Annotated in this window: 28 protein-coding genes; 5 read left to right on the top strand and 23 right to left on the bottom strand. The window is 47.2% G+C overall.

The window, feature by feature from the left end; all coding sequences use genetic code 11:
* Positions 1-16: 16 nt before the first annotated feature.
* From MHB72_RS07430 to ggt, 7 genes are all read right to left on the bottom strand, one after another.
* On the bottom strand, positions 17-826 hold the full coding sequence (locus tag MHB72_RS07430) for a carbohydrate ABC transporter permease (RefSeq protein ID WP_243941130.1): 810 nt from the start codon (positions 824-826) through the stop codon (positions 17-19).
* Positions 827-913: 87 nt separating this feature from the next.
* Entirely contained in the window at positions 914-1,831 is a 918-nt protein-coding gene (locus tag MHB72_RS07425) for a carbohydrate ABC transporter permease (RefSeq protein WP_216920385.1), read from the bottom strand.
* 34 nt (positions 1,832-1,865) lie between these two features.
* Positions 1,866-3,161, bottom strand: coding sequence for an ABC transporter substrate-binding protein (locus MHB72_RS07420; protein ID WP_026579841.1), 1,296 nt, complete (start codon positions 3,159-3,161; stop codon positions 1,866-1,868).
* A gap of 145 nt (positions 3,162-3,306) precedes the next feature.
* Entirely contained in the window at positions 3,307-4,473 is a 1,167-nt protein-coding gene (locus MHB72_RS07415; protein WP_003180892.1) for a response regulator transcription factor, read from the bottom strand.
* A 2-nt stretch (positions 4,474-4,475) separates the two neighbouring features.
* The gene (locus tag MHB72_RS07410; protein WP_216920383.1) at positions 4,476-6,212 is read right to left on the bottom strand and encodes a sensor histidine kinase; all 1,737 of its coding nucleotides are present in this window, start codon (positions 6,210-6,212) and stop codon (positions 4,476-4,478) included.
* A gap of 13 nt (positions 6,213-6,225) precedes the next feature.
* The gene (locus MHB72_RS07405; protein WP_003180888.1) at positions 6,226-6,870 is read right to left on the bottom strand and encodes a YesL family protein; all 645 of its coding nucleotides are present in this window, start codon (positions 6,868-6,870) and stop codon (positions 6,226-6,228) included.
* Positions 6,871-7,004: 134 nt separating this feature from the next.
* Positions 7,005-8,762: a gamma-glutamyltransferase gene (ggt, locus tag MHB72_RS07400; protein WP_026579843.1), complete on the bottom strand. Its 1,758-nt coding sequence runs from the start codon at positions 8,760-8,762 to the stop codon at positions 7,005-7,007.
* Between the two features lie 332 nt (positions 8,763-9,094).
* On the opposite strand from ggt, the gene MHB72_RS07395 reads away from it, so the two are divergent.
* The 5 genes from MHB72_RS07395 (at position 9,095) to MHB72_RS07375 (ending at position 11,977) form a co-directional block, all read left to right on the top strand.
* Entirely contained in the window at positions 9,095-9,712 is a 618-nt protein-coding gene (locus tag MHB72_RS07395; protein WP_023856737.1) for a DUF47 domain-containing protein, read from the top strand.
* A 12-nt stretch (positions 9,713-9,724) separates the two neighbouring features.
* Complete coding sequence (locus MHB72_RS07390) at positions 9,725-10,723, top strand: inorganic phosphate transporter (protein WP_075212749.1); 999 nt, start codon at positions 9,725-9,727, stop codon at positions 10,721-10,723.
* Positions 10,724-10,832: 109 nt separating this feature from the next.
* Positions 10,833-11,579 carry a type II toxin-antitoxin system SpoIISA family toxin gene (locus MHB72_RS07385; RefSeq protein ID WP_023856735.1) on the top strand — a complete coding sequence of 249 codons (747 nt, stop codon included), beginning with the start codon at positions 10,833-10,835 and terminating at the stop codon, positions 11,577-11,579.
* Positions 11,579-11,752 carry a type II toxin-antitoxin system SpoIISB family antitoxin gene (locus MHB72_RS07380; RefSeq protein WP_023856734.1) on the top strand — a complete coding sequence of 58 codons (174 nt, stop codon included), beginning with the start codon at positions 11,579-11,581 and terminating at the stop codon, positions 11,750-11,752. The genes MHB72_RS07385 and MHB72_RS07380 overlap by 1 nt, the downstream gene beginning before the upstream one ends.
* Positions 11,753-11,845: 93 nt before the next feature.
* Positions 11,846-11,977, top strand: coding sequence for a hypothetical protein (locus MHB72_RS07375; protein WP_023856733.1), 132 nt, complete (start codon positions 11,846-11,848; stop codon positions 11,975-11,977).
* Positions 11,978-12,043: 66 nt separating this feature from the next.
* On the opposite strand, the gene MHB72_RS07370 is transcribed toward MHB72_RS07375, so the two are convergent.
* The 16 genes from MHB72_RS07370 to MHB72_RS07295 all read right to left on the bottom strand — a co-directional run bounded on the left by MHB72_RS07370 (position 12,044) and on the right by MHB72_RS07295 (position 25,299).
* Positions 12,044-13,315, bottom strand: coding sequence for an MFS transporter (locus tag MHB72_RS07370; protein ID WP_216920381.1), 1,272 nt, complete (start codon positions 13,313-13,315; stop codon positions 12,044-12,046).
* 51 nt (positions 13,316-13,366) lie between these two features.
* A complete protein-coding gene (locus MHB72_RS07365) occupies positions 13,367-14,380 on the bottom strand; it encodes a zinc-binding alcohol dehydrogenase family protein (protein ID WP_216920379.1) in 1,014 nt (337 codons plus the stop codon).
* Positions 14,381-14,406: 26 nt separating this feature from the next.
* Entirely contained in the window at positions 14,407-15,255 is an 849-nt protein-coding gene (locus MHB72_RS07360; RefSeq protein WP_216920376.1) for an SDR family oxidoreductase, read from the bottom strand.
* Positions 15,231-16,328 (bottom strand): mannonate dehydratase, encoded by a 1,098-nt coding sequence (gene uxuA / locus MHB72_RS07355; RefSeq protein WP_216920374.1) that lies wholly within the window; start codon positions 16,326-16,328, stop codon positions 15,231-15,233. Before uxuA ends, MHB72_RS07360 begins: the two co-directional genes overlap by 25 nt.
* A 20-nt stretch (positions 16,329-16,348) precedes the next feature.
* Positions 16,349-17,365 carry a zinc-binding alcohol dehydrogenase family protein gene (locus MHB72_RS07350; protein WP_023856729.1) on the bottom strand — a complete coding sequence of 339 codons (1,017 nt, stop codon included), beginning with the start codon at positions 17,363-17,365 and terminating at the stop codon, positions 16,349-16,351.
* 12 nt (positions 17,366-17,377) lie between these two features.
* The gene (locus MHB72_RS07345; RefSeq protein ID WP_023856728.1) at positions 17,378-18,064 is read right to left on the bottom strand and encodes a GntR family transcriptional regulator; all 687 of its coding nucleotides are present in this window, start codon (positions 18,062-18,064) and stop codon (positions 17,378-17,380) included.
* Between the two features lie 97 nt (positions 18,065-18,161).
* Positions 18,162-19,226, bottom strand: coding sequence for a peptidoglycan recognition protein family protein (locus MHB72_RS07340; protein ID WP_216920372.1), 1,065 nt, complete (start codon positions 19,224-19,226; stop codon positions 18,162-18,164).
* A 52-nt stretch (positions 19,227-19,278) separates the two neighbouring features.
* The gene (locus tag MHB72_RS07335; protein WP_026579849.1) at positions 19,279-19,542 is read right to left on the bottom strand and encodes a phage holin; all 264 of its coding nucleotides are present in this window, start codon (positions 19,540-19,542) and stop codon (positions 19,279-19,281) included.
* Positions 19,543-19,556: 14 nt separating this feature from the next.
* Positions 19,557-19,817, bottom strand: coding sequence for a hemolysin XhlA family protein (locus MHB72_RS07330; protein ID WP_214485528.1), 261 nt, complete (start codon positions 19,815-19,817; stop codon positions 19,557-19,559).
* Between the two features lie 86 nt (positions 19,818-19,903).
* Positions 19,904-21,079, bottom strand: coding sequence for a hypothetical protein (locus MHB72_RS07325; RefSeq protein ID WP_216920370.1), 1,176 nt, complete (start codon positions 21,077-21,079; stop codon positions 19,904-19,906).
* A 147-nt stretch (positions 21,080-21,226) separates the two neighbouring features.
* Complete coding sequence (locus MHB72_RS07320; protein ID WP_020451034.1) at positions 21,227-21,613, bottom strand: phage tail-collar fiber domain-containing protein; 387 nt, start codon at positions 21,611-21,613, stop codon at positions 21,227-21,229.
* Between the two features lie 13 nt (positions 21,614-21,626).
* Positions 21,627-22,547, bottom strand: a complete 921-nt coding sequence (locus tag MHB72_RS22865) for a putative phage tail protein (RefSeq protein WP_216920367.1) — start codon at positions 22,545-22,547, stop codon at positions 21,627-21,629.
* Positions 22,534-23,577: a baseplate J/gp47 family protein gene (locus tag MHB72_RS07310; protein WP_216920365.1), complete on the bottom strand. Its 1,044-nt coding sequence runs from the start codon at positions 23,575-23,577 to the stop codon at positions 22,534-22,536. The genes MHB72_RS22865 and MHB72_RS07310 overlap by 14 nt, the downstream gene beginning before the upstream one ends.
* Positions 23,570-23,995: a DUF2634 domain-containing protein gene (locus MHB72_RS07305; protein ID WP_020451031.1), complete on the bottom strand. Its 426-nt coding sequence runs from the start codon at positions 23,993-23,995 to the stop codon at positions 23,570-23,572. Before MHB72_RS07305 ends, MHB72_RS07310 begins: the two co-directional genes overlap by 8 nt.
* Positions 23,996-24,013: 18 nt before the next feature.
* On the bottom strand, positions 24,014-24,322 hold the full coding sequence (locus MHB72_RS07300) for a DUF2577 domain-containing protein (protein WP_023856723.1): 309 nt from the start codon (positions 24,320-24,322) through the stop codon (positions 24,014-24,016).
* Complete coding sequence (locus MHB72_RS07295) at positions 24,319-25,299, bottom strand: XkdQ/YqbQ family protein (protein WP_216920363.1); 981 nt, start codon at positions 25,297-25,299, stop codon at positions 24,319-24,321. The genes MHB72_RS07300 and MHB72_RS07295 overlap by 4 nt, the downstream gene beginning before the upstream one ends.
* Positions 25,300-25,324: the final 25 nt, after the last annotated feature.

Here is a 25,324-nt window from a genome sequence, read left to right as displayed (position 1 = left end):
ACTCTTCTCTCCCTTTTTATTTTAATCCGCTCATGCTGATTCCTTGGACGATCGATTTTTGAAAGACGAAAAACACGAGGATCACCGGGACGAGTGAGACGACTGACATCGCAAACATCGCCCCCCAGTTAGACGCCGTTTCCGTATCTAAAAACAGCTTTAGTGCCAGAGAAACCGGGTAAAGCTCCGGCTTGTTCAAGTAAAGAAGCGGATTAATCAGCTCCTCCCACTTCCAGTAAAACGAGAAGATGGCGGACGTCGCGAGCGCCGGTGCGATCAATGGCAAAATGATTCTGAAAAAGATGCCGAGACGGCTGCAGCCATCAATTTTTGCCGCTTCATCGAGTTCTACCGGGATCGTCCTGATGAACTGAATCATCAAAAAGATAAAAAACGCGTGCCCGAAAAATTGTGGAACAACGATCGGCTTGAATGAATTCAGCCAATCCAGTTTTGCAAAAATGATGTATTGCGGAATCATCAGCACCTCGTGCGGCAGCATCATCGTCACCATCATGCAGCTAAACCAAAATGCCTTCCCTTTAAATGGAATCCGTGCGAATCCGTAAGCGATGAACGCTGAGGACAAAACCGCACCGACCGTCGAAAGGCCGACGATGATAAGCGAATTTTTAATAAATGTGATGAACGGCTGTCCGGCGATCCCTTTCCAGCCCTCCGTGTAATTGGACAGGATCAAAGGATCCGGGATGAGCGAATGGGATGTGGCGAATATGCTCGCACTTTCTTTAAACGAGCTTGCGATCAGCCAGATAACGGGATACAAAAGGATGATCGCAAGACCGGCAGTCGCGATATGGAACACGAGCTGCCCGGCTCTTTTCTTTCCCGTTCCTGCGGGAAGCGGGGCAGGCGCCGCCCGCCCCGAAATGTCTTTTACCGGCTCCACCAGCTACCCCTCCTTCGATTCGTAATGCACCCATAAGGATGAAGTTTTGAACAATATGAATGTGACAAGGCCGATCAGGATGAGCATCACCCATGCCATCGCCGATGCGTAGCCCATTTGGAAAAAGTTGAAGGCCCGCTGGAACAAATAGAGAGAATATAGAAGCGTCCCGTCAAGCGGACCGCCTTCCCCTTTTGAAATAATGTAGGCCGGCGTAAAGGTCATGAAGGCTGAAATGGTCTGCATCACCAGGTTAAAAAAGATGATCGGACTGAGAAGCGGGAGCGTAATGAAAAAAAAACGCTGAAATCTGTTTGCACCGTCGACGCTTGCCGCTTCCTGATACATCGGCGGGATATTTTTCAATCCGGCAAGAAAGATCAGCATGGAAGAGCCGAACTGCCACACCGACAAAAGAATCAAGGTCCACAATGCGCTTGTCGGATCCTGATACCAAAGAATCTTCTGGTCAAATCCGAGGAAGAACAAAAGCGCATTGATAACACCGTCATTGCCGAATACATTTCGCCACATAATCGCGACCGCCACGCTGCCGCCGATAATGGACGGGAGATAAAAGAGCGTCCGGTAAATGCCGACACCTTTTTCGGCTCTGTTCAAAATCACCGCAATGAAAAGCGCAAACGCGAGGCGCAGCGGAACACCCGCGAGCACGTAATAAAACGTCACTTTCAGCGAGCCCCAGTACTTTTCATCATCTGTCAGCATCGCCTTATAGTTGTCAAGGCCGACCCATTTGGGCGGGGTGAACAGATCGTAGCTTGTAAAAGACAGAAACAGCGAGGCTCCCATCGGAATGACGGTAAAGCATAAAAATCCGATAATAAACGGGGAAATAAAGGCGTAACCCGCCAAATTGTCAATTCTATTTTTTCGCTTCACGTTCACTTCCTCCTGCATTTGATGAGCGGCCTTCCTCCACTTGTCCCGCTTATCATTGTTGATTTCTTTTCAGTATCGCGTCCGCTTCTTTTCTGAACTTCGCGGCTCCTTCTTCAGGCGTGATCTTTTTAAACAAAATCTGGTCTGATGTATCTTTTAGCAGTTTGATAACTTCGGCACTGCCGATCGGTTCAGGCGGTTCCGCTTCCCCCGCGGACTCCGAAGCCCGTTCGACATATTCGAAAATCTTTTTCTCCTCTTCACTCAGTTCTTTCTTCACCGTTTCCGCAATTTTGGAGGAAACCGGCACGCCTCTTTCTCCTTTGATCAGGGCATTGGCTTTTTCATTGTTAATAAAGAAGTCGATGAATGCAGCCGCTTCTTTTTTTTGCTCGGAGCTTTTCGGGATTGAAAACAGCATGCTCGGCCTTAAAAACAGCGCCTTTTCTTTCGCCTGTTCAGGAGGCAGTTTTAATGACAGAGGTGCATCGGTCAGCTGTGCGAACGCCGAAAACTGATTTGAATAATTCCATGTTGCAGCCGTTCGGCCTTTAACGATAAAATCGTCCTCCATTCCCTTCACTTGCGCGCTTTCATCAGGTGTCGGCGATGCTTTTTCATCAACGAGCTTCACCTGACGCTTGAAGTAATCGACAAACAGCTTGTCGTCTGAATAAGCAAGGCCTGTGCCGTCCTCTTTATAAAAGCGCTCGCCCTTCGTCCTCAAGTAATAAGGGAAAAAGACATCAGGCGGATGCATGCCGTTTGAACCGTATTGCCCCGTCTTCTCCTCGACCTCTAGCGCCAGGTTTTCAAAATCGGTCCACGTCCAGCTGCCGTCGTCAATTTCAACGCCCGCTTCTTTTAGCATGTCATCATTTGTAATCACCGACAGCACATTCACACCGAGCGGGAAGCCGTATAACTGATCACCGATTTTGCCGCCTTTGATCGTCTTTTCATCAATCGATTCGGTATTGATGGTCCCGTCCTTGACGTACGGAGTCAGGTCTTCAAGCTGGCCTTTCTTGCCGTATTGGGATAAATACGCCATATCCATCTGAATCACATCTGGCAGCTGACCCGCCGCAGACATCGGGGCAAGCTTTTTCCAATAATCGTCCCAATTCGCAAACTCCGCTTCGATTTTGACATGCGGGTGTTCCTTTTCATACAGCTCGATAATCTTTGATGTATAATCATGCCGAGGCTGTCCGCCCCACCACGCGACCCTCAAGGTAACCTTCTTTTTGCCGTCCGCACCGGCCGCCTCTTCAGTGTTTGAACTGCATCCGAACAGGCCGAGCGTCAGCAAAACGCAAAATGAGAAAAACACAAATCTTCTCATCAACATTCCCCCTCCTTATTTTGTAAGTGCTTACATTTCATTTTAAATTCAACTTTTTGTCCCAGAAACTCAAAAAACAGAGAAGAATGTTAAAAAAACAGAGATTCCGTCAATACGCAAAAAACCGCCGAATATACCGGCGGCATTAAAACGTGTTTTCTTCTTTTTTTCGAAATTCTGACGGGGTGAGTCCTGTGTATTTTTTAAAAACAAGGCTGAAGTATTTCGGATTGTGGCCAAACCCCAGCTCCTCTGCCAGTGCGCCGATGGCCGTGTTTTTAGACTTCTTCATCTTCGCGATCGCTTTTTCGATGCGCACCTTTGCAACATAGCTTGAAAACCTTTCACCGGTTTCCTGTTTAAACAGCTTGCCGAGATAATCCGGATTCATGTACAGCATGTTGCGGGCTGCCCATTTCAGCGAAAGCTTCGGATTTGAGGCCTCCTTTTCGATGAGATCGAGCATCCTCCCGATTAAAACCGATGTCTCTCCTTCATGTTGGACGATCTGTGCGTATGCCTTTTCGTACATAGCGGAGGCTTCGCTGATACTGCCGCTTTCGCTGAGTGATGCTTCAGGTTCAAATTGAAGCAGATGGCGTGAAAGTTCTTGGACGCTTTTCATTTTTTCCTCAAGTACGGCAGGAGCGACTTTTCCGTCAACTGCACAAACAAGCACTTGTTGAACGCAGGCCGAAGTGATGACAGAACCGTTCAGCACCTCATCCGCAATGGACTCAACACCTTGGGCATAGTCTTTGTCATCCCCGTCCCGGACGGAAAACAGGATCAGTCTGATGACCTTTTGCTCTGAAAAAAAGCGCAGGCACGTTTCATCCTCGATGCGGCTGCCCGTGACCAGCTCTTTTAACATTTGCTTCATAAGATGCGGCTTCATCATCTCCAGATCATTTTTTACTTTTTGCGCCGATTCCTCTTTTTTCAGCTCGCCGATCACGCTTTGAAGCGAATCTGTAATGTGGTTTTCATTGCAGGGTTTGAGCAAATAATGTCTGACTCCGTATGACATCGCTTTTTTTGCATATTCAAACTGGCCGAAGCCCGTCAGCAAAATAAACCGGATTGACGGGTAGTCGCGGGACACTTTCTCGATCAGTTCGAGTCCTCCCATCCCGGGCATTTTAATATCGCTGATCACAATGTCCGGCCGCTCTTCCATAATCAGGCGGTAAGCGTCAATCCCGTTTTGTGCGGCTCCGATCAAAGACGTTTCGAACGAACTCCACTCGATCATGCTGGAGATGCCGTCGAGAATAATCCGTTCATCGTCCGCCAACAGCACTTTATACATCATCACACCCCGCTTTGAAATGGTATTTTAATTAACATTTCGGTTCCCTTGTTCTTTTCGCTTGAAATCGTCAAGCCGTACCCTTTGCCAAACATCAGCTGAATGCGCTCATCGATATTTTGCAGTCCGATTCCTCTGCCTCTTGTCCGGACAAGCTCTTTTCTCGCTTTTTCCAAAAAGTCTTCATCCATGCCCGGTCCGTTGTCGGTAACCGTTAAATATACAAACCCGCCTTTTTTATATGCTTTAATGTGAATATGGCAAGGTTCAATGAAGGGCTCGAGACAGTATGTAATCGCATTTTCAGCCAAAGGCTGGAGGACAAGCTTTGGCACGCGGCATTTTTTCACCACCGGCTCAATGTCGAGTTCAAAAACGAGCCGCTCCTCAAAGCGAAAACGCTGAATGGTAAAATAGTGGAGCACAATTTCAGCTTCTTCCTCGATCGTCACCACGTCGTTTTTCATATTGATGGCATTCCTGAGCAAAAACCCGAGGGATTCCGTCATCTTTGAAATTTGCGGCTGACGGTTCGTTTTTGCCAGCCAGTTGATCGACTCGAGCGTGTTGTATAAAAAGTGGGGGTTGATTTGCGCTTGGAGCGCTCTGAATTCCGTCTCTTTCAGCATCAGCTGCTTCTCGTAGTTCTCGGCAATCAGTTCATTGATCCGTTCAACCATTGTAAAAAAGTTGCGGTTTAAGACGCTGACTTCATCCTGCCGGTCTGAAGGAGCACGAGTGAGCGGCGCCAGTTTAAAATCGCCGGTTTGGACATTTTTCATGGCTGCCACCAGCTTCTCAATCGGACTCGTAATGCCCCTGGCCATTTTCCTTCCAAAGAGAACCGCAATCAGAAAGAAGAGAATAAAAAGGGAAATCAGGATCGTCTTCATCGCAGAGATTTTCGAAAACATCGCGTCAAAAGGGATCAGGCTCCAATACGTCCAATTCTTATAGGCTGATTTGACATATGAAACGAAAAAGCGCTGGCCGTTTTCCTCCACAATGTCATATCCGTTTTCTGCGTGAGAAGATAAACGTAGTCCATCGGTTTGGCTGAAAGGCATTTCAGAAAAAAACAGCTCCCGTCCGTCCGACATCGCAATCTTTCCCGCGCCTTCCCCCCAGTCTTTCGGAAGGTCGCCGATGACCCGTTTTAAATCGGCGACAATCACCACTGTTCCCAGGTGGTCAAGGTTTAAACGCTCATAGGAGCGGATTTCCCGGACGGATAGCAGCTCGCCGGTTTCACCCGGCATGGGCTCCCACGTGTTGCCGCCTTTTTGGCGCGACGCTTTTTCGATCAGCGCATTTTTTTGCTCCCGCAATGCTTCGGATAAATTCGCCCCTGCGGAATACTCGGTGCCGGAAGCATCAAACAAATGAATCGATTTAATGTACCGCTTAGAGCCGGTATATTCGGCAAGCTTATCCCAGATTTTGCTTTTCATCCGGTAGGTCACGTATTTGTTTTGGCCGCGGCCGGCTTTCAGAAGGTTCGCTTGGATGGCGGCGTCAGTGGTCAGTTGATATGACACATCCTCAATCTTTTTCAATTCATCTTCAATGCTTTTTGATGATAACATCAGCACCTGTGACGACTTCCTGTAAATCTGCTGGTCATAGACACGGAACGCGTATTGAACGCCACTCAAGATCAAGATGAGCGAAACAGCCATGATCAATGAAATCAAGATAAACAATTGATCTTTAATTTTTAAATGCTGATACCGGTTCACCGAACGAACACCTTCATTTCAAGCGTGTGACGGCAGCCTGTTTATCTGTCCGGCGCCCGTCTATTGCGCGGAACGCCTGAAACGAGAGCTTCGTCAAAATGAAGCTTAAAGCGCTGCCGCTGAAGAATAGAAGAAATGTGACATGAAATAAAGCGAGCAGAATCATGCCAAACGCGCTGATCAGCATGAAAAACGAGGTGAGCGGACGGGAAAAGCCGATGATAAAGCTGTATTTCAGCACTGCAATCCGTTTTAAATCGTAGTGGACATCAATTGGAAAAGCGTAAAAGAGGATGATGGCGTAAATGATAAACAAACTGATGAACAGACTTAAGACAACCGGCTGATCGTGAAAATAGACGGCCGCAATTTGAAAATCAACAATCAGCAATAAACCGACCAGACCCAATATCAAACCGAGAACGCTTGCTTTGGCCCATTTCTTTTTAAACGCCTGATAAAACGTCTGAAACACCGGGATATCCATCTTTCCCAGCGCCCACTGTCTTGTCACAGCGAACATCGCGGCAGTCGCCGGCGCTAAACCGAAGATGACCGCTCCCGCCAGCGTGAAGCCGATCCACAGCAGATTCAAATAGGCGAGCCGCATCACCCACTCGCAAAAGCGGTAAAATCCATTTGCCAACGTGTGAATCATGGTCTCCCTCCTTCGCAACTTAGTAAACGCTTTCAAAAAATATATTTCTCTTCTTTCGAAAAAAATCCTCTTTTCCCCGCTGACAGACGGAAGAAGGCTTGATCTAAAAGCCTTAGACCAAGCCCTTGCTTCCGCTATTTAGCCGATGTCTTAATGTTGACGCCGACCGCCGTCCCGTTTCTGCTTGAATCGGCAACCCCCATAAACGTTCTGTTCTCCCGGTCAATGAAAATGCTTTGGACATTGCCGATATCAACCGGATTCGCACCGAATCTGTGGCCGAAGTCATTGAGCTTCAGTCTGACATCCTCCGGCATTCCCGATTCATAGCGGTAAGAAGTCAGGCTGTTCGTATAGATTCTCGGCTCTTCAATCGCATCCTGAAGGCTCATGCCGTACTCAAAATAATTCAAGATCGTCTGGAAAACGGAAGCAATGATCGTCGTTCCTCCCGGGGAACCGACAGTCAGCACCGGTTTTTCGTCTTTAAAAACGATCGTCGGCGTCATGCTTGAAAGCGGCCTTTTATTCGGCTGAACTTCGTTCGCTCCGCCTGGAACCGCATCAAAATCGGTCAGTTCATTGTTTAAAAACAGTCCGTACCCGGGCACTAAAATCCCCGTTCCAAAAAGCTGTTCAATCGTAGTCGTATAAGAGACAACATTGCCCCACTGGTCCGTGACGGTAAAATGCGTCGTCTCCCCGATCGTCTTATCTTCAGGCTGAGGCACGATCTCATAATTCGGCTCTCCCGCCTCGTATTTCCACGGATCGCCTGCTTTCACATCGCGGTTCATCGAATCAAGGCTGATCAGCTGCTGCCGCTCCTTAATATAATCGGGATCGAGCAGCCCTGAGAGCGGAACATCGACAAATTCCGGATCGCCCGCATATGCCGCCCTGTCCGCATAGGCGAGGTGCATCGTTTCCGCGAGCAGATGATATTTTTCAAATGATTTTGGATCGTATTGCGATAAATGAAAATCATCAATCAATTTCAGCATCTGCAGCATGAACACTCCGCCTGAACTTGGAGGAGGCATGCTTGCGATATCATAGCCGTGGTACTCGCCCCAGATCGGCTTATCTGTTGTGACCTCATAGCGGGACAGGTCATCAGGTGTCATCGAACCCCCGAAATCTTGCACGACATCTGCAATCGCCCGGCCGATTTCTCCATCATAAAAGGCTTTTGACCCTTCTTTCCGTATTAATTTAAACGTCTTGGCCAAATCCTTTTGTACGAGGATATCGCCTTCTTTCAAAGGTTCACCGTCGGGAAGGAAAATATCCTTTGCGGCCGTTTTGCTGAGCTTGTCCTGATGGTCCTTTATCGCATCGGCCAAAACCGAATCGATCGGGAACCCTTCTTCTGCAAGCTTAACGGAAGGCGATATCAAGTCTTCCATTTTCTTCGTTCCCCACTTTTTATGCGCTGCTTCGAGCCCTTTCAGCGTTCCCGGCACACCGACCGCATTTCCGTGTCTCGACCTTTCTGAAAAAGGAATCACCTTTCCGTCTTCATCCAAAAACATGTCAGGTTCGGCACCCTGTGGAGCACGCTCCCTGCTGTTGACGATCGACGTTTCCTTCGTCTCGCCATCGTAGACCATCATGAATCCACCGCCGCCGATTCCCGACATCATCGGCTCCGTTACATTCAGAGCATACTGAATCGCAATTGCTGCATCAATGGCATTCCCGCCCTTTTTCAACACTTCGGCTCCGATTTTTGATGCAAGCGGATGGGCCGTAGCCACCATACCGTCTTTCCCGACGGCGACTTTATCACCATCTCCGCCGCTCATAACCCCTTCTGCTTTTGACACCGGACTGAAAAAGCAACCAACCGCCAAGCAAATCGCAACAACTAAGAAAGCTAACCGTCTCATCAGATCACCTTCCTTTCCAGTTTATTACTACTATAACAGGAAAGTGAACTGAAAATAAGGAAAACTCCCAATTTTCTATTTTTTTGAACCCAAACTCCCAAATTCCTAAAAAAAATCCTGTCATTCGTTCTTTTGACACAATTAGCTGAAAGGAGAAAACGCCTATTATCATCATAAAATCCCGGATGGCAGCTGGTGCTTGCGCCCACCTAAAAGATGTGAATATCTAAAAATTAAATGGTTTTTTTCGACTGCACCTGTTTTTTTTCGACAAAAAGTTATATAATATTTTGATGTGTGCATTGTCTCATTTAAACAATGGAGGGTTACAAATGTTGAAAAGAAAAAAAGACAAGTTTTCCGTGCTTTTGACGGAAATTGCAAAAAATTTAGACGAAACAGCTGAGTATTTTGTTAACTATAAAGTGACGAATCAGACAACCCTTAAAGAATTCGCGGATACCTTAAAAGAGTATGAGACAAAAGGAGATAATTATGTACATACGATGATTAAGGAGCTGAACAAAGCATTTATCACGCCGATCGAACGCGAAGACATCCTTCAGCTTACAAACAGCCTCGATGATGTACTCGACGGTATCGAACACTTTTCAGCCATGATGGAAATCTTCTCGATCACATCTTCAGATGAGCATATTGATAAATTCAGCGGCTATATCAGAGAATGCGCAAAAGAAATTCTGTTGACAATTGAATTGCTGGCGGAAAATCGCCTGACAGAAATTCAGCCGCACGCCATTAAAATTAAAGAATACGAACATAACTGCGATAACCTGCACCGCAAATCGCTGAAGAATCTTTTCGGGAAAGAGACCGATCCGATTAAAGTGATCCAGTACAGGGAAATCTATGAGACGCTAGAAGAAATCGCAGATTCATGCCAAAGTGTAGCAAACAATTTAGAAACCATCATAATGAAAAATGCGTAACGAGGGATTATAATGGATCTTTTATTTGTATTAACCATACTGATTGTCATCTTTGCTTTGGCATTTGACTTTATCAACGGTTTTCATGATACGGCAAATGCGATCGCCACCTCGGTATCGACAAAAGCGTTAAAACCAAGGCACGCCATTATAATGGCGGCAGTTATGAACTTCGCCGGCGCCATGACGTTCACAGGCGTAGCGAAAACCATTACGAGCGACATCGCCGACCCTTTCAAACTGGAAAACGGATCGGTCGTGATCCTTGCAGCTCTTATCGCAGGCATTACATGGAACCTGGTGACTTGGTATTTCGGCATTCCCAGCAGCTCATCCCACGCGATCATCGGAGCGATTGCCGGAGCTGTCATCGCATCGGAAGGATTCGCCGCGATTAAATACCACGGATTTATTAAAATTATCGAAGCACTTATATTATCGCCCATTTTGGCGTTTGTTTTAGGATATTTGATCTACAGCATCGTCAAAGTCATTTTTAAGAACAGCAATCTGGCCAAAACGAATAAGCGGTTCCGGCGCGTTCAAATCGCGACAGCTGCCATACAGTCCTATACACACGGCACGAACGATGCACAGAAAGCGATGGGTATCATTACGATGGCTTTAATTGCGGGTAACTTGCACAGTACAACTGACATCCCGTTCTGGGTGCAGCTTGCATGCGCCACAGCCATGGGACTCGGAACATCTGTCGGCGGCTGGAAAATCATCAAAACCGTCGGCGGAAAAATCATGAAGATCCGTCCCGTCAACGGTGTCTCTGCAGATTTGACGGGAGCCCTCATCATCTTTGGTGCGACGATCGTCCATTTGCCTGTCAGCACGACACACGTCATTTCTTCATCCATTTTAGGCGTAGGCGCTTCCCACCGGGTGAAAGGCGTAAACTGGGGCACCGCAAAGCGGATGTTGATCACATGGGTCATTACCCTTCCCATTTCGGCAACCATCGGTGCATTTGCCTATTTCATACTAGATTTATTCTTTTAATCAGCACACTCCCGTCCGAATCCAGGACGGGAGTTTTCATGTTTAAAAGAAAGCCGGCATAACAATAGAATAGGAACTGCACTATTTCTCGGGAAGAGGGAAACCAGTTATGCTGCTATTTTATCAATTCCTTGTTTGGCTCATTGTATTGGCGCTGGCTCTGTATGTGGCTGCCGTGTGGCGTTTTGAAAAAAAGCTCACCGAAAAAACGGTCGCGATCCGAAAAACGTGGTACCTGCTTTATGTTATCGGCGCCGTGATTTATTGGACGCACGATCCGCAGTCGATTTTCACAAACCCGCTTCATTACTTGATCGTTGCCGTTTTTTTCACGCTGACAGACGCTTTTATTTTCTTAAACGCTTACTTTAAAAAGCTCGGCAGCTCCGAACTCGCGACAGACACAAGAATGCTTCTCGAAGAAAACAACGACCTCCTCCACACATATCAAAACAGGCTGAAAACGTTTCAATACCTATTGAAAAACGAACCGATCCACATCTATTATGGAAATATAGAAGCATATGCAGAAGGGATCGAAAAGCTCATCAAACGGTTTGCCGAAAAAATGAATATATCCGCTGCACTTTGCGAATATAATTCAGAAGAAAGCAAGGATCATTTGCTTGAGCATATGGAAAACCGCTTCGATGTTCAAGAAAAGCTTGAGCGCAAAGACGTTTATTATGAAGAAAACGGAAAAATGGTCCTCATTCCTTTTTCCATCCACGATTTTGACTATGTCATGAAGTTAACCTCAGAAGACCTTGTCACAGAATTTGACTACCTCCTGTTTACTTCTTTAACAAGCATCTATGATCTTCTGCTACCAAACGAAGAGGACGGTGACGACTGATGGAGCCTGCTTTTCAGCAAGACCATGAAAGCGCAAAAAAGCGCCTCGCCTTTAAAATGTTTAAAAAGCAATCCAAAACCAATATCGCGAAATACGAAGTCAGCCCCCATACCGAACGGATTTTCCGGCAAAACGAACGGCTGATCGGCGAGTATAAAAGAAAAAAAGCTTAACGAGGACGGGAAAATTCTCCCGTCCTTATTCCGTTTTCCCGTTTCATACATACAATAAACCAATCAACTAAAAGCGCTGAATTAGGTGATGCTGTGAAAAAACTGAAAAAACAAGTCAAACACGTCGATTTCGCAAAATTTGGCCTGTCAGACTATACCTCTCTTCTCAGAAGAAGAAGCGAGAAAATCATTAAAACGCTGAACAAAAGAAAAAACAAACCGTGAAGCCTGAACTTTCAACCTCCTTCCCTGCTGAGAAGGGGGTTTTTTATGCCTTCAGCAGTATGTGCATCATAAAGGATGCCCCTGTCCGCCTTCTGCAACAGATTGAGGCAGCTTCTCAGAACGTATCGGTTTCACAAACAAAGCGACGCAAATAGAACCTGCCACCGCCAGCCCTCCCGCAAGCAAAAAAGCGCTTGTGAAAGCCCCGGTATACTCGACGATGTACCCTGTAACGGTTGGACCGATAATACCGGACGTATTGGCAAGAAAGTGCATGAATCCGCTCACACCCCCGACCCTGTCCGGATGAACGATATCCTGTATAATCGCCCAGTATGTGATGCCGGTCAAATACAAAAAGAAAACCGATAGTGCGACAAGGGCAACAGCTCCAAACGCAGTCGTGACAAGCCCGGCAAATCCAATGCATACCGCCGCAGCCAAAAGGCAGCACACAAGCACGGCTTTTCTCGAAAACATCTGTTTGCCCGTCAGCTTGAACAGATAATCCGATATAAATCCCCCAAGCGCGAGACCGAGAAATCCGACAACCCACGGTATCATCGTTGCAACGCTCATATCGTGTATGCTCAGCCCCCGGGCTGACGTTAAATAGCTCGGAAACCACGTTAAGAAAAAGAATAAAATATAGTTGTAAGAAAAGAATGCGAACGCCGTAAACAGCACGGTCGGCTGCTTCAAATAAAAAGACAGCGGGATGCCGGTATCCTTTTTCTGACGCGCTTCTTTTTCAGGGGACAAACTGCGGGAGTCGTCCGGCTTATCTTTCATGAATTTCATCCAGAACCAAGTCCAGATAAGCCCGATGATCATGATCAACACAAAGGAAGCCTTCCACCCCCAATGGATCGCGATCAATCCGACGATCGGTCCTGAAATGGCTCCGCCGAGCGGCGTTCCGCACATCGTCATGCCAAGCGCCCTTGCTCTTTCTTTTTGCGGAAACCAATTGTTGACCGACTTGCTCGTTGCAGCTGACAGCGGACCTTCCCCCATGCCGAAAATGACGCGGATGATAAACAGTGAGACGAAATTATATGTCAGTGCAATGGCCCCGCTGAAAACCGACCATACGACCATTGCAGCCGACAGCGTATGTTTCGCTCCATACTTATCTGATGCCCAGCCGCCGATAAAATTAAAGATGGCATATCCGATGAAAAAACTGCTGAACAGCATGCCCATCTGCGCCGGACGTATGTTCAAATCTTCCTGAATAAAAGGAGCGGCGACAGACAATGCTGAACGATCCAAATAATTAATCACTCCCGCCAGAAAAAGCATCACGATGACAAACCCGCGGCCGTTTGAAAACATGGGCAACCCCCTCTTTCCGGAATTTAGAAAACGCTTTCATTTTATGTGGTATTACAGATGGATCAACACTTTCACAGGATTGGTTTCCGGAGCAAGTGCTGATTGAAATCCGTCAACAACATCGCGGAACGCAATCTGTCCGGTAACAAACCGGTTCGCATCCGCTCCGCCATCCCTGATGGCTTTTATCACCGTCTCAAAATCGCTTCTTAATGCGTTGCGGCTGGATAAAATGGTCAGCTCCCGCTTGTGGATTTCAGGATCGGGCATGACCAGATGGCCGTGAACCAGCCCAACATAGATCAGCCGGCCCCCGTGTGCGGCGTACTGATAAGCGCTGTTCATCGATCCAAGGTGCCCTGTCGCGTCAAAGACAGCCGCCGGATAGTCGCCGTTCGTCAACCGTTTGATCTCATCCGCCGCATGTTCTCCCGCTAATACAACTTCATCGGCTTCAGCCCATTCACGGCTAAATGTGAGGCGCTCTGTTCTAACATCCATCGCGATGACTTTCGCCCCCTTCAATTTTGCGAATCTCATCACGCTGAGCCCGATAGGACCCGCTCCAACGACAAGCACTGCTTCCCCTTTTTTGATATTTGCCCTTTCTGCAGCGTGGGCGCCGATGCTCAAACATTCAATGACAGCAGCTTCGCTGAGCGTCAATCCTTCTGTTTTTAACAGGTGGTCTGCCGGGATGTTTATGTATTCCCGCATTCCCCCATCTGTATGGACACCGAGGACGTTCAGATTCACGCAGCAGTTGGGCCGGCCGTTCCGGCAGGCGATGCATGTCCCGCATTCCAAATAAGGAATAATTGACACTTGATCGCCCGGCTTGAACGTTCCGCCGGTATCATTGATGCTGACAATTTCACCGGACAGTTCGTGTCCGAGCACTCTTGGATAAGAGAAAAACGGCTGTCTTCCGCAATAAGCGTGAAAATCCGTCCCGCAAATTCCGATCCGTTTGATGCGGACCAATGCTTCTCCATCCTTTAGTTCCGGCATTTTCACATCCGTCATTTTAAAATGATAAGGCTTTTCACACACAATCTGCTTCATGTATCGGCCTCCCCTTTATCGCGTTTTTAGACACCGGCATAAGCAGTAAATCCGCCATCTACCGGCACTGTTATGCCGGTAACAAACCCTGACATATTCTCATCCGCCAGCCAAAGCAGCGTCCCCAGCAAATCTTCCGGTTTGCCGAAACGCTTCATCGGGGTGTGAGAGATGATCTTCTTTGCTCTGTCGGTAAATTCGCCGTTTTGATCAAGAAGAAGCCGTTCATTTTGATTGGTTAGGAAAAATCCCGGGGCAATGGCGTTGACCCTGATTCCCGTTTCGGCCAGATAGACGGCCAGCCATTTCGTAAAATTGTCGATGCCCGCTTTCGCCGCGCTGTATGCAGGCACTTTCGTCATCGGGGTTTGGGCGCTCATTGAAGAAATATTGATCACGGATGCCCCTTTTTGATTCAGCATCATTTTTGCAAATTGCTGTGTTGGAATGAAAGAACCGAGGAAGTTTAAATTGAGAACAGAACCGACATCATCGCAGTTCAGATCAAATAATGTCTTGATGTTGTCCTGGAAGAGGTGCTCGGAGTTGAATGTTTCATCTGATGTCGTGCCATTGGGGTGATTGCCGCCGGCCCCGTTCACCAATAGATCACAGCCGCCGAATCGGTCGGCCACAACGCGCTTCGCCCGTTCAACGCTTCGTTGATTGATGACATCACACTCAACGGCAATCGCTGCGCCGCCGGCTTTTCGAATAGCTTCGGCCACGAGTTCTCCTTTTTCAACGGTTCGATTAAGAATGGCAACATTCATACCCTGCCGGCCGAGCTCTCTCGCCATCGCGCCGCAAAGCACCCCGCTGCCACCTGTGATGACCGCAGTTTTTCCCGCTAAATTTTCATGGATTTCAAGCATTGTGAAGCCCCCTGTTCTTCTCTATTAAGCGAATCCCATATGCCCCATAAATACATGATACCGAGCGCCCTGTCATACAGTCCGTAGCCGGGCCTGCACTTTTCATCCCAAATGTGGCGGCCGTGATCCGGACGCACATAGCCTGAAAAACCTGTTTCATGATAGGCTTTGACAATCCCGCAAATGTCAACTGTGCCATCTTTTGTTCTGTGCGATGTTTCGATAAAATCGCCGTTTTCGTAGACTTTGACGTTGCGGATATGGGCAAATGGAATCCGGTCGGCATACGCATGGATCATGGCGGTAAGATCATTTTCGGGATTTGCGCCCAATGAACCGCTGCACAGTGTCACACCATTCGCCGGATGATCGACAAGCTGTAGCAGCCGCCCGATGCTTTCTCCTGAGGTCATGATGCGCGGGAGTCCGAAAACCGGCCACGGCGGATCATCGGGATGGATCGCCATTGTGATTCCGCAGCGTGCGGCGGTTGGAATGATGTGTTCAAGAAAATAGTGAAGATGGCTCCACAGATCCTCCTCCGTCACATTTTGATAGGCTTCAAACAGCCTTGTCAGATGCTCCAGTCGCTCCGGTTCCCAGCCCGGCATCGTGAATTCGGGATGCTTGGCGATTTGATCGACAAGCGCAAAAGGATCGATTGTGTGCACCTTTGCGTGCTCATAAAACAGAGCGGTGGAACCGTCTGGAGCCTTTTTGTATAAATCGGTCCGCAGCCAGTCAAATACAGGCATAAAATTGTAGCAGATCACTTTTACGCCGGCTTTGGCCAAATTTTCAATCGTTCGCTTGTATTTTTCAATATACAGATCTCTCGTCGGCAGCCCGAGCTTAATATCCTCATGAATGTTAACGCTTTCAACAACTTCAATGTGAAAACCGTGCTGTTCACACTGCCGCTTCACTTCTAACATTTCTTCCAATGGCCACTCTTCACCTGGCGGCTGATGATGAAGCGCCCAAACGATCCCCTCTACACCGGGAATTTGCCTGATCTGCTCAAGGGTGACGGAGTCGTTTCCTTCTCCATACCATCTGAAAACCATTTTCATCACACTTCCTCCTCACCGATTCAATAAGATAAAATGATCTTTGTGACCTGATGGGGACAGTTTTTCGCTTTTTTCAACGCCTCTTCTATTTCTGTAAAAGGCATGATCTCAGTGACAAAAGATCGGGCTATTTCGGGGTTTTCATTCAAAAATTGAATGACGTCGGGAAATTGATTGACACTGTGTTTTGTTCCATAAATTTCAATATCTTTCTTTGTGAGAAGAAGACCCGGAATCGTCACATTTTCCCCCGTTAAGCCGACAATGACAATGCGCCCGGCGGCAGCTGCCAAATGGACGGATTGCTCAATCGTCGCGGGAATCCCGGCCGCTTCGAACACAATCCCCGCTCCTTCTCCGTCTGTCAGCTTCAGAATCATTTGCTCGGCATCCTCTTCACCAGGCTGTATAACGGCATCCGCACCGAATGCTTCGGCAAGCTCAAGCCTTTCCCGTACGGGATCGACAGCGATTACACGGGAGTCAAAGCGCTTTTTAAGCTGTGCCAAAATCGTTAACCCGATCGGACCCATTCCCAATATGACAATCGTTTCGCCTGTTTGAATAGCTGCCCGCCGAACCGCCTGCGCTCCGATGGAAAACGGCTCGCACAACGCTGCGGCTGCAAAATCCATTTGCTCAGGAATCGGATGGACATGCGTTTCCGGGACAATGATAAAATCAGCGAAGCCTCCTCTGCGAACCGATCCGATCATATCGATGTTCACACAGGCGTTTGTCCTCCCTTTCCGACAAGGGTAACAGCCTCCGCACGGAATAGCCGGTTCAATTACGACCCTTTCGCCCGCGGATCGCTCCCTCACCCCGGCCCCCGTTTTTTCAATGATGCCTGCGAGCTCATGACCAAAAATCTGAGGGTACTGTGCATATGGATTTGAACCGTCGTAAAAATGCACATCACTGCCGCAAATCCCGGCGGCCTTTACCTTGACAAGGACTTCGCCGCTGGCCGGTTCGGGACGCGGAACGTCGCGAAATTCAATTGAAAATGGCTTCGTCATCACCGCAGCTTTCACATCACCACTCCTTTAAAAGCGCTTACTTTTGAAATAACCGGGAAACTCATTAATGAGCATCTGTTTATCAACGATGACCAGCTGCAAATGCTCCTCGGCAATTTTCTTAGCTTTCGCCTTCTGTTTTGTTCGAATCGCTTCTGTTAATGCCCCGTGCTGCTGATGAATGGTATTCCAGTTAAAATCGGCGGCAAGCCTTAATAAACGGATTCTTTGGAAGGGAACGTTCATCTGCTGAATCGCAGCCCAAACATTCGCTTTTCCGCAGCCTTCAAAAATCGCCTGATGAAAAGCTTCATCCAATTCAAACAAACTTTCATAGTTTTTCTGTGCAATCGATAATTCCTGCATCTTCACATTCTGCTCCAACTTAAACATAGCTTCCTCCGGAAAGTCTTCACACGCCAGTTCAGCTACAGCCTTTTCCAGGTTTTCCCGCATAAACCTCGCTTCCTCCACCAGATCAAGATCAATTAGCGATACGCGGGTTCCTTTCTGCGGATAGACTTCGAGAAGCCCTTCTCTCGACAGCTGCAAAAAAGCCTCTCTGACCGGAGTGCGGCTGACTTCATACCGTTCTGAAATCTCTTTTTCCGATATCAGCTCACCCGGCACAAGCCGAAACTTCATGATTTCTTCCTTCAGCATCTGATAGATTTGGTCTCTGACAGACCGCGGGTTTAACTGTTTCATTGTCATGACTCTCACCTCCTCTCTGCCATACTACCATACAAGTATGGTTGTGAATATATATTTTTGAAAATTTTAAAAATATAAAGGAACTTTAAAAGTTCCTTTATTTCAAGAGAGCAAGGATTTTCGCTTTTGTCTTCGGTCCGTATATTCCGTCCGCCCCCAAACCGTACATCAACTGAAAACGTTTCACCGCGTTTGCCGTCTTCACTCCGTAGTATCCGTCGATCCCGTGGTTTTTGGCCCCTTTATCAGGGTAATAATAAAGAGCCGCAAGGGCTGTCTGAATTTGTGTGACGGCCGTTCCTTTCATCAGCGGGCTTTTCACCTTATAAATGCCGGCGGGAAGAGTCCATGTCTTGCTCTTACCGCCCGCTGACGCTTCAGCGGCTGTGAGGGCTTTTTCAGTTGCCGGGCCGTAAATGCCATCGGCTTTAATTCCCGCTTTCTTTTGTAAAGAAGCAACCGCTTGCACCGTCTCGTTTCCGTAGCTTCCGTCCGCCCCGTATTTGGGCAGCGAAAAACCGGCCGCGATCAAGCGCGTTTGCAGCTTTTTCACATGAGCGCCTGACATTCCTTTTTTGAGTATAATGCCCGACGATGAGCTTGTTTTGCTGGTGGAGGCAGCCGACACGGATACGGTTTTCGTTCCCAAAAGGGCGTCTACTCTTTTACGGAAAGCTGACAATTGGCCGGCATCTTTCACCCACGGGGTTGGACAGCTTTTGTTGGTGACATCGTAATGGCGGACAATCCGATCTGTGGACAAACCGTATGTCTTGCACAAATCAGCTACAAGCTCTGCCGCATTGCGAATCGTCTTTTCATGGATGGTACCGTCTTTTTCCACGCACATTTCGACTCCGAGCGCCATGGTATTGGCATTCGGCTTCAGGAAGCTGACATAGCAGCGGTTTTGATCATGCGCATGATAAGCGACTTCCTGATCGGGAATAATATGCTGTGCCTCATGGCGGTCGACAAAATAGTGAGCCGAGGCATAACGCTTGTCAATAATGCAAGTGCCATTGAAATAATTGCGCTCATTTAAAGCGGAAGCCCCGGGCGTCGCCGTCCAATGCATGACAATTCCATTGACTGCCGCAAGCTTCAGCCCGGGACGGGTGTATTGATTGACTTTTACAAAGTTCTTGATGACTTTGACCAAACTTCATCATTCCTTTTCACATTCAATTCAGAAAGCCGCCTCAAAGACGGCTTCATTTCGTTAAACCTTTTTTCTGTAAAACCTCTTGTTGCATTTTCCCTTTGCTCGTCACATAGTTGTTCTTATACCAGGCAACCAGTGATGCAACGATCGTAAAAGCCGCAGACCCTGCCGAATACAGGGCATCCGCCAATGTATGAATCTGATCTTCGGCGACCGGTAAAACCGGCTTTCCAAACATGATCAACGTCTGATTGACCAGCGCAATAAAAAGAAGCACCGTCCTGACGACCGTGCCTTTGTCGATATGTTTCATCATCTTGTCCTCCCTTATCTCTGCAATAAATTATAAAAAACAGCGATCGCTCCGCCGATGATGCCGGTGCTGACCGCTGTAATGATCGCGCCTGTGATGCTGCGCTTGATCCAAGTTGTATTCTCTTCGATTTTGTTCAGCTTTTCGTTAATCGAGATGATTTGCTGATCGTGGCGGTCTGATGTTCGTTCGAGTGTGCTGACGCGTTTTTCGAGTATTTTTTGCCCGGACTTTAATTCTGTAATCTCTTTCTGAAAAATATCGTTTGATTGCACCGTCTCTTATCCCCCTTTACACATGTACTCGACATTCATTATGCCGACAAAAAAGTATGATATCAAAATGTATAACCCCTTACTTTTTAAAGGGGAATCACTTCATCTAAACCATAAGATGTAATGTTCTCAAGTTTATCTGCAATCTGGCCTTCCAATCTCATATTTCCATCAGGTTCAATATATAACTTAGTCATCCCTGTGGTACCGAAAATCGGAACAATTCTGCTTCGAAATTTTGACGGCCGATAGGCTTCCGGAAGTGTCCCAAAAACAACACCCCTTTTTGTCACAATTTCCCCCTCTAATATTAGAAGTCCGCCTATTAAACCACAACGCACCTTTCGATCACCATGGGAAGCTCCGTTCTTAAGGGGAACTTCGGTCCAGGCAGGCTCTAAATCAGCAGCTGTTATAATTCGCTTCCATCCCTTAAAAATTCCATCAGTATGAACAGATCCATGCCATAATGTATTATCATAAGTCCGCCATGCATATATTGTTTTTCGTTCTGCATCAGCCTCAATGACATCATAGGTAAACCAGGAACTATCTTGAACCGGGTTATTTTGTACCTCATTCCCTAATGCAACATAAAATCCGGTCGGCAGTTTTAAAATATCTGCTCCACTTTGCAATCTTGTCCTTGAACCTTGATCATTCGTTAACTTGTATAATTGTCCGCTACTCCATTTTTTACGTTCTTGTTCGGAAATATGAAGGTCGGGGTTGTCCGCATGAGCATCCACTTTTGTTTGAGACCCTACTGTTGTTTCCAATTCCGTCCATTCCGTCCATTTACCCCCGAAAATTGATTTTCGATAGGTTTTATTTGCTCTGTCAAAAGCGATGATTTGTCCTTCATTTCCCTCAGAATTACATGTCCAAATTCCCCTGATAGAAGGACCAGGTCCGTTTAGTGCCCCTGACTCCGCCGTAAAGTGAATAAGTCCTGTATGCTGAGGGAGGACAACATGAAAATCTTCATTTTCATGAATATTAATTTTCCCTTGCCCATCTTCCTGAGTAATATTAAACAGTTGACTTTCATTCCACCTGTGTCGATCATGTTCTGTAATATGCAGTGTGCCGTCTTTCACATGTGAATCCAGCTCTTTTTTTGTTGCTGTTTTTTGATCGATCTCATCAATATAGTTTACAATCAGTTGATCATTTTCATTGAGCTGATCGACAACTTTATTAAAAAGATCAGCATGGGCACGATCTGTTGTTTTAAAACTCATTGGTTTTTTTATATCCATCCTGTCTTCGCCTCTCATTCAATTGTGATGACTATTGCTGTATTTTTTTAGGTTTGGAACCACTCTGGTGTATTTGCTTCTTATTTAGGATAAAAAAACAGGAACCTGGCGTCTCGGTTTTTGGATGTCCACCTTGTTTCAGCTCCTTTAATAAATGTCGTCGATTTCGAAGACGAACTCGATGTCGCCGTCTTTTTGCTTGTCTGTCATCGTTCTGACCGCTGTGAATTTTCCGGCTTCATCGACAAGGGCAAGCTCGTTGATCGTCTCTCCTGCCAGTTCGCTTTCTCCCAAAGTGCATGTATAGCGGACTTTCGCCGGTTCCATGAAGACAAAGCCGTCGATTTCCTTTTGCAAGAGTTCGTTTTTCAGCGCCTGTTCGTTGCCCTGTAAAGCAACGGGTTCACCTTTATCGTTTGTACCTCCGTTTCCGAAAGCCATTTTTGTGATTTTGGTGAGCTTGCCCCCCTCAGCCCGTGCTTTTGCCATTTGCTGTCTCGCATAAAGCGTTGTCACTGTTAATTGTTGTGCCATTTTGATTTCTCCTTTACAATGCGATTTTTTGCGCCGCTGCTGCCAGCTGCTTCGTTCCGTCGAGCAAAAATGCGCCGTTTAACGTCCAGCACTTCTCCCTCATTTCTAGCGCGCCTGCTTGCTTAAATTCATGCTCGCATTTGCAGCTGATTTTGAAGGACTGGATGTGTTTGTTTTGATTGGTAATGCCGGTTTTCATGCCTGCTTTTGTTTGCTGTTTCCGCCGGTTTTCAGCGGCCGCCTTTATCGTCAAGCTCAAGGCGGACCGGATATATTGCCGCTTCTTGTGGCGCAGTGTGAGCTGCTGTTTAAACCTGCGGGGCAGACCGTCGATTTCTCGAAAACCGTTCAAGTAGAATGAATCATCAAGCAGATACTGTCCGTCCAAATAAACCGGTATCGTACCGAAAAATCCGTTTTTGCTTCTTAAAACGAGTCTGTTATGAATGCTTTTCGGCGGCCGATATTCATAATGAAACCCGCCCCGGAATGTATAAGCCAAATGGGCGGGCTTCATATGATTGACGGTTTGAATGATCGAAGGTATAAACTGCAGATCTTCACCGTTTACGCTCAGCAAAAAATGATACCGTCCAGCCGTCAGTCTGACGGATGCGGACGGCTGTTTTAAAAAGGCATTGACTGCGCGCTCGATCGAGCGCGCAGTAATCGGCGGAATATTGGACATCTTGGTTAACAGTCGTGCCCTTCGAATATCAACGCCGTCTGAAGCCTCGCGTCTGACATTCAAAATCTTTTCCCACCTGTCCAGCCCCCATGTGGCCGTCGTGACGAAAAGCTGGTCTGTTATATCGAAAATCTCTTGATTTTGCTTCTCAAATTCTGGCGCCTCGGCCGCTAAAATGTCTTGGATCTCCCAGATTTCCGTCAAGTATGGCGGCAGATGAAAAGCCATTTCATCAATCTTGCTCAATGATGGTCACCTGCCCCAGCTTTGGAATTTCCGTTTCTATCAACTGCAGATTTTTCGCTTCCCCGTTGATGAAGACTTCCGAATAGTCACTGACAGAGGACGATTCATAGATCATGTTGTTGATCTGCGAGAGACGGATGACGCTTTCTTTAAAGGCCATTTCTTTAAACAACGCTGTGATTTTTTCTACAATTTCCTGTTTAGCTTCATCGATCGTCCGGCCTGATTCAGGAATGATTTTTGCAGATATGCTGACGTCTTTCCAGACCGCACTTTCAACCGCAGTATAAGCTCCGATCGGCGCCATACCTTCCCCTTTTCCCGGATCGGGATCGATATATTGCTTGACTCTTTCGATTAATGCATCAGAGGCAGGTTCCATTTTCGCGTTTGTAATGACAACCTTTACGGTTCCCTCGCCATTCCACAGCGGAAAGACCTTCGCTTTACCCACGCCGTCCACTTCTTCGGCCCATTGTTTGTAATGCATCTGATTCGCGCTGACCGCTTCGCGGCGGACGCGGATCAAATACCTTTCATACAGCGATTCATCCGTCTCCTCATCACGGCCGGGAATTTCAAGACTTCCCATAACCGCCTTTTCAAGCCCTGGAATGGTATCGAGCGGAAGTAAAGGCCGCCCCGACAGATTGGCGTTTCCTTTTGTCCCGGCCGTTTCACATTCAAGCTTGCCGTCTTCGAGCATGGTAAAATATAAGTCTTCCAGAAAGAAGCGGGTTCCGGGGGGAACCGATACGCCATCCGTAAAGGCTGCTGACCAAATGGCTTTGGACGCTTGATAGCGCTCAAGACCGGCCTCAGCCGCCCTTCTGTCCAAATATTCGCCCTCAGCCGTATCCGCATAAACCAAATTCAGCACTTGATCAAGCCAAATATAAGAAAGCGCCAGCTCGGCAGCTGCCGGGGCAAGCGCATTCCAAATGACGCTGTTTTCACGCTTGTCAATTTCATCTGAAATCCGCTCAAGCATGCGTTCCATGATCTCTTCAAATGTCTGGTTTTCAAACATCTTCCCCTATCACCTCCTCGATTTCCAATGTCCCTTCATCGGTTTCAACCGAAAAAGACACATGGAAGGCATCGCCTTGACGCTCAATCTCGAAATCAGTTACCGCAGAAATTCGGTCGTCATATATGAGGGCTTCCTCAATCAGTCTCGGTATCTCCATTTCTTTATAAGCGTCGGTCGTTTCATGATCTGAAAGAACCTCCTGCAGTTCATTTCCGATATTATGGCTGTAAACGGCATATGTGTAACGCTCAGTTCTCAGCGCCATGTAAACCATTTGTTCGACCGCTTCGAGTCCTGAAATCATATCACCCGTCATCCTGCCCGTTTCAAAATCAATTTTGTACGTTTTTGAAGTCTCAATCACTTCGCTGTCATCCTCGATATCTTCAAAAGATACTTCCGGTGAAAGAGCCATCCGAGCCACCTCCTACTCCTACACTCTGTCTATCACGAAAAACGACTGCCCTCCAGGCATGGCGGCAATCATCACGTGGTCGCCGGCATGCAATTGGCTGTAAAAGCGAATCGTTTTGTCTTCTCCGTCAATCCGGATCTGTTCCGTATGTTCTGTCAAATGCCTGGCCACCACCAGTAAGTCGGAGGGGATCACCAATTTATCATGATTGCGGAGCTTCAGCTTGAGCGGAGAAGCGGACACGACTTCAGCCGGCATGACATCAACAGGCGATTCAGCGTTTACGGCTCCAAGAGCCAGCTCTTTTATCGCATCGCTTAATTTCATGAAGTCGCTCCTTCAGGTATTGTATTTTTCGCGACGACATCAATCGTCATCACATGCTTTGTCCCTGCAAAATCGTGTTTATCTTTATCAACCCAATAGGTTTCTTTAATGCCCGCTTCCGGAATCGATATATAAACCGGCAGTCCGCTTTGGACTTCCGGTATGCCGAGCGCCTGTATGCTCTTCAGCTCTTTTTTGACGCCTTTCTTTTCAGCCTGTATCTTCTTCGCCCGGTCGCGCAGCTGCGCCTCGTTAATATCATCCGAAACCGTTTCTGTGTACTGGAGAACGCCGAATCTTTTCATACCGGCTTCATCGCTGGCTGATGCGGTATAGGTTTTGTTATCTTTCTGCTTTCTCAGTTTCACCCGGGTTGCTGTTTCATCAATTGACGTACTGTAAGCGTAATCGGTAATGTTCACACCTGTTTCCAAAACCCAGATATTCTCCTGTTCGGGCCATGCTCTTAAACACAGCTTTCCCTTTTCGGCATACAGCTGATAGTTTTTTCCGGTTTGCTTTTTTGTTTCCCTCAGCGCTTTTAAGATGATGTCATACAGGCTCGTATTGTCTTTAAAGACGAGTGATTTAATCGTATGTCCGGTGCTTGCGATCGCGCCTTTGGGAATTTGAAAATCGTTCGCAATTCGTTTGACAATGTCAGCGGCCGTTTTGTTCGAGAATACATAGACATCCTGGTTTTTCACCAAGTACTGAAGCATGTCGTACGCTTTAAACGTAAGCGTATATTCTTTCGGCACCCTGCTGAACACAATTCCGCGAAACAGTTCTTTTCCTTTCCATTTAAATAAAACGGTAGCGCCTTCCTGCACGCTGTAATATTTATGGCTTCCCTGCTTGATCACAATCGACGCTTCGATCGAACGAGGCGCCTGGTACCTTTCTCCTTCCAATGTGACGCTTTCGGTGACAAGTTCATACCATTCGCTTTCTTTTATGACAAATAATTCGATCATCGCTATCCCCTGCTTTTGATTTAAC

It is taken from the genome of Bacillus sp. FSL K6-1284 (assembly GCF_038002625.1).
Taxonomy (GTDB): Bacteria; Bacillota; Bacilli; order Bacillales; family Bacillaceae; genus Bacillus; species Bacillus paralicheniformis.
This window is presented reverse-complemented; position numbering and strand designations above follow the sequence as displayed.